4 protein-coding genes are annotated in these 5,027 nt (G+C 65.0%); 1 reads left to right on the top strand and 3 read right to left on the bottom strand.

What is annotated here, in order from left to right; translation table 11 throughout:
• Window positions 1-398: 398 nt before the first annotated feature.
• The 3 genes from AAF481_20210 to AAF481_20200 all read right to left on the bottom strand — a co-directional run bounded on the left by AAF481_20210 (window position 399) and on the right by AAF481_20200 (window position 2,945).
• Window positions 399-1,745 (bottom strand): serine/threonine protein kinase, encoded by a 1,347-nt coding sequence (locus tag AAF481_20210; protein ID MEM7483490.1) that lies wholly within the window; start codon window positions 1,743-1,745, stop codon window positions 399-401.
• Window positions 1,746-1,864: 119 nt separating this feature from the next.
• On the bottom strand, window positions 1,865-2,344 hold the full coding sequence (locus tag AAF481_20205) for a cereblon family protein (protein ID MEM7483489.1): 480 nt from the start codon (window positions 2,342-2,344) through the stop codon (window positions 1,865-1,867).
• Window positions 2,301-2,945, bottom strand: a complete 645-nt coding sequence (locus AAF481_20200) for a DUF3179 domain-containing (seleno)protein (GenBank protein MEM7483488.1) — start codon at window positions 2,943-2,945, stop codon at window positions 2,301-2,303. The genes AAF481_20205 and AAF481_20200 overlap by 44 nt, the downstream gene beginning before the upstream one ends.
• 222 nt (window positions 2,946-3,167) lie before the next feature.
• Here AAF481_20200 and glsA point away from each other — a divergent pair.
• On the top strand, window positions 3,168-5,027 hold a 1,860-nt coding region (glsA, locus tag AAF481_20195; protein MEM7483487.1), incomplete at its 3' end, for a glutaminase A.

Genomic DNA, 5,027 nt, shown 5'->3' with positions numbered 1-5,027 from the left:
CAACGATCAGCTCTGCTTTGCCCGGGCGACCCCCGGATTGATCGCCTACTTCTCGCGCTTCAACTCCTTCCACCTGCTGTGTGTGTACTTCAACTTCCACACCGACGAGGACCGCGGTCACATCTACGGCGCCCTCGATCCGACGATCCAGCCACCGACGTTGTAGACCAACATCCCAGCGCCCGCCGGGCATGAATGCCCGGGCTATGAAAGGCGCCCGCTGAGCGGGCTTTCTGGCTAAAGCCAGCTGCCTGAAACCGCGGCTTCAGCCGCGAAGCCCCGCAGGGGCGCCTTCTATAGCACGGGGGTTCACCCCCGTGCTGTTTCCCGGCTCTCCAGTCCCCAGGAAGGACCGTCCGATCAGCCCCGTAGGCGGGGCAACGCAATCCAGGCGCCGCCTAATCCGTGACCGAATCGTCCACGGCCGACGCCGGCTCGGCCGCAGGCGGTGGACCCGGCAGTTGCATCTTGCCCGTGCGGACCCGCTGCGGGTGATCACCCACCGGCACGCTCGCGACCTCCTTCTCTTCGTCCCAGGAGATGACGGCGACACGATCCTGTTCACTGACCGAAACATAGCAGTGCAGCCCGTTGGCACTTTCGGTCGACCAATAGGGTTTGGGTCCGATGGGAATGATCGTGTATTTGAAGGTGTTGCGGTGCACGATCGCCGCATAAGCCGACATGGTGCCCGCAACGCATAGCTTGGTACCGGCATGGTTCATGGCGATGCCGTGATGCGCCGAGTTCAGTTGGTAGTCACGATAGCTCAACTCTGCGACCTCTTGCGGAACGGGCAAATCCACCTTGCGCGTGATCCGATCTTGCTCGACGTCGTACTCAAAGAAACCATGAAAGAGGGAAATTTGTAGGTAAACAAATTTTTCATCGGGCGCGATCGCCATCGGCCGGACCGCTGAGTCACCCCAGGGGAAGCCGAACTCTTCGAGCTTCTCGCGCATATCGACCCGACGGATGATGTCGTAGGTCTCAGCGTCGACAATCTGAAAATAACGTTTACCTTTGATCCAATCGAACAGCTTGGAGGTCGTCGGCACGTACACCTTGCCGATACTCGCGTGGTAGACCCGCTTCCCATCCTTCGAGTAAGTCGACTCGTGGGGCTGATCGCCAGATTCGAACTCACCGACGATCGTGCCGGTGGCGGTATCGATCGCCTGCACCTTGCCTGCCGTCGAGGCGGAGACGAGAAAAATCTTTCCATCCGGGGAGATCGCCGAGTGATCGGAGCGATGCCCATCGATCTTGGTCCGCCAGACAATCGCCCCGGTCTTGACGTCGATCGCAACGACATCGGCGAAGCTCGGACGGGAGACATACATGTATTGCCCATCGTGCGAGGTAAACATGTCGTCGACCAATTGATTGTTGCCTTCGCCGATGACATTTCGGATCAAGCGGAAGAACAGGCGCCGGATGCGGCTGGAGTTCACTTCTGCCATGCGCTCTTCGAAATCGGGCACCACGTCGAAACGCTTCAGCACCTCGAACGTCGTCGGATCGAAGACGTCGGCCGTACCGTCCCAGTTGTTGCCGACGACGACCACATCCCGGAGCACCGTCGGACCCGTGGTGGGGCCGACCGAACTCAGGTCTGCCACGGGTCGCACCGAGGTGTCCTTGGCCGAGAGTCTCAGGAAGAGGCCAAGGAGGATCAGAAGCAGCATCAGCAGGACGGTCGCGGCTTTGTGGGACTTGATCCAGTCGACGAGGTTTCGGGCCATCGCTATCTACTCCGATCCTGCGACAGGCCGACTCGATGGGCGACCGATCCGAGGATTCTCGATTGCGTTGATGATCGAGTCAGCCTAGCCGAGAGCGCGAAGGGTCGCAAGATCGTCTCTCACTCCGACTCGCCGGACGGGGGTTCTTCCTCCTCCAGACGATTCAGGATCAACCCCTGGAAACGGGGTCCGCCACCTTCGAAGAGCCAGCCCAGGTGAGCACCACAGCGGCCACAGACGGAGTAGCGCCAGGTGCAGCCGGCGAACCAGCTGTGCTCGACAGTCGCCTCGCCCACGGCGACGACACCGGGGGCCTCGGCAAAACAGCCGAACCCGAATTCGAAGCCAACAGGATTGGTCCGCCGGTGGACGTGCCGTCCTTCGATGGCCACGCGATGCTCGTCGGCGGTGACCGCCTCACCGCAAGCGCGGCAGAGCAGACGCCGCGGGACCGAGCGACCGAGCACCGTATCGACCTGGTCGTAGGCCCTCGCGTCACCCGTTGGTGACGCGGCGCCACGTCGCAGGCACCAGGCTTCGGTCTCGACCGCCGGCTCACGGCCTATCACGAGACGCTCGGTCACGAGACTGTTGCTCACGGGACTCTTTCTTGCGCTGCTTGAGAGCGATTTGAATGGCAGACACCAGGGCAAGGCCGAGGGCCGCGAGCCACTTCCAATGGGGAGGATAGTCCGAATCGGCGCCCGGCTTGGGCTGCACGACGACCGTCGTTGCCGGATGGGTTTTGTTCCAGCTCGACCAATCCGTCACCGTCGATTCCAGCACCTCTAGGGTCCAACCGGCCAGCGGCCCGGCGATGGCCCGGTGGTCGCGCTGACTCCACAGAGATCCGCTCTGGCGATCGAAGAGCACCATGACCTGGCGCCACAGCTTGCCGGAGACGCCGAAGCGCAGCACCTCCTGATCCGCTGTCGGGCGAGCGTACACGACGCTCGTTTGCGCCGCCGGTCACCAGGTGACGGCGATCGGCCTGCCTCCGAGCCGATCGTTGACCACCTCGCGCCAGTCCAGCAGGCGCAGAGGGTAGGCGCGCGCTTCACCGCTCACGACGATTCCGATTACCTTCTCGCGCAGAATCATGAAGTCGGCTTGCTCGGCTTCCGCAGTCGGCGGCTCGTCGAGAGCGCGGATCGTGTCGGGCGGCAAGACAGTACGGACCGGGTGCCCTTCGACGGACACGACCTCCGGCAGGTCGAGGGCCCCCTCCGGCGGAGACTGCGCTGCGATCGGTGGCTGAAGCGCCAACCTCAAGCCGATCGCCAGCAGAATCCATCGACCTGCTGATCTGGCGCTCGGCCTTCCGTCTTTCGCCGGTACAATGCCTCGAACAGCGTTCCGCATCATGCATCCAATCCACACTCGCAAGACTGATCATCGCACGATTGGCCGCCGGAGGCTCGCTTGAAGGATCTGCAGACGATTCTCGAACGCGCCCACCAAGGCGCCCTCGATTTGCGCGAAGGCGACGTGGCGCGCTACATCCCGGAGCTGGCGAGGGTCGATCCGGAGCGCTTCGCTCTCGCCCTCTGCACGGTGGAGGGTGAGGTCGTCAGTATCGGCGACGACGCCCACGAGCTGACCCTGCAATCGCTCTCCAAGCCCTTCGTCTACGGCCGCGCCTTGGAACGCCTCGGCGTCGCAGCCGTGCGGTCGCGGATCGGCGTCGAGCCCAGTGGCGATGCCTTCGACTCGATCATCCAGCTCGATGGCCAGAACCGGCCACACAACCCGATGATCAACGCCGGAGCCATCGCCGTCTCCGGCCTTTTGGCCGAGCATGGTGAAAGCATCTCCAGCCTGCTCGAAGCGCTCGGCGACTACGCCGGGCGGCCCCTCACCGTCGACGCCCCGGTCTATCTCTCCGAACGCACTGCGGGCCACCGCAACCGCGCCATCGCTCACCTGATGCACCACTTAGAGATGCTCGCCGCACCGGTGGATCCGACCCTGGCGCTTTACTTCCAGCAATGCTCGGTGCTGGTGAGCTGTCGCGACCTGGCGGTGATGGCGGCCACCCTGGCCAACGGCGGCTGCAATCCGCTCACCGGCGCTCAGGCAATCGCATCGCCCCTGGTGCACCACGTGCTGACCGTCATGCTCACCTGCGGCTTTTACGACGCCGCCGGCCGCTCCGCCTTCGACGTCGGCCTGCCTTCAAAGAGCGGTGTCTCCGGCGGTGTGGTCGCCGTCGCCCCGGGTCGCCTCGGCATCGCTGCCTTCTCGCCGCGGCTCGACGCCCTGGGCTCCAGCGTCCGCGGCGCCGCCGCCGTCGCCGACGTCGCCCAGGCCCTCGAGCTGCACCTGCTAGAGCCTCGCCCGGTGAGCGTGTCCTCTGCAGCCGCCAGCCAGCCGGCCGAAGACACGGCCGCTGAAGATCCCGAGGCCGACCTCACCGCCGCCCTGCACGCCGTCCACACCGAGCTGCGCTCCCTCGATGGCGGCGAGGTCGCAAGCTATCTGCCACCAGCGCCACAAGGCTTCGCTCTAGCCGCCTGCACCATCGATGGCCAAGAGATCGCGGTCGGCGATGCCGAGGCGCCCTTCTCCATCCAATCCGCCGCCAACCCTTTCGCCTACGGCCTGGCGATGGACCTGTGTGGCGTCGACGCGGTGCACCGGCGAGTCGGTGTGGAGCCGAGCGATAACCCTTTCAATGCCATCCATTTCGATCCCCGCACCGACAAGCCCTTCAACCCCCTGGGCAACGCCGGCGCCATCGCCGTTTGCTCCCTGATCCCTGGCGACCCCGCCGAGCGCCTCAAGCGGATCCTCGCCGGCTTTGCCGCCCTGGCCGGCGAAGAGCGCCTGGTGGTCGATGCCGCGGTGCTCGATGCCGAGCACAAAGCCGGTGGCCGCAACCGCGCCATCGCCTCCCTGCTACGCAACTTCCAGCTGGTCGACGATGAAGCCGCCGCCCTCGAGCTCTACTTCCAGCAATGCGCCATCCGCGTCAACTGCCGCCTGCTGGCGCGCCTAGGCGCCACCCTGGCCAACGCCGGCACTCAGCCCCTCACCCGCCGCCAGGCCCTGCCGCCGGAGCTCGTCCGCCACGTCCTCTCCGTCATGCTCACCTGCGGCCTACACGACGAATCCGGCCGCTTCGCCTTCGACGTCGGCCTGCCGGCCAAAACCGGCATCTCCGGCGGCATCGTCGCCGTCGTCCCCGGCCGCATGGGCCTCGCCGTCTACTCGCCGCCGGTCAACGATCACGGCTCTAGTGTCCGCGGGCTGGCGGCTTTGCAAGCGTTGTCGGAGCGGTTG

The sequence above is a fragment of the Acidobacteriota bacterium genome (assembly GCA_039030395.1).
In the GTDB taxonomy this organism is placed as follows: domain Bacteria; phylum Acidobacteriota; class Thermoanaerobaculia; order Multivoradales; family JBCCEF01; genus JBCCEF01.
The sequence above is the reverse complement of the archived record's forward strand: the minus strand, read 5'-3'. Positions and strand labels throughout refer to the sequence as shown.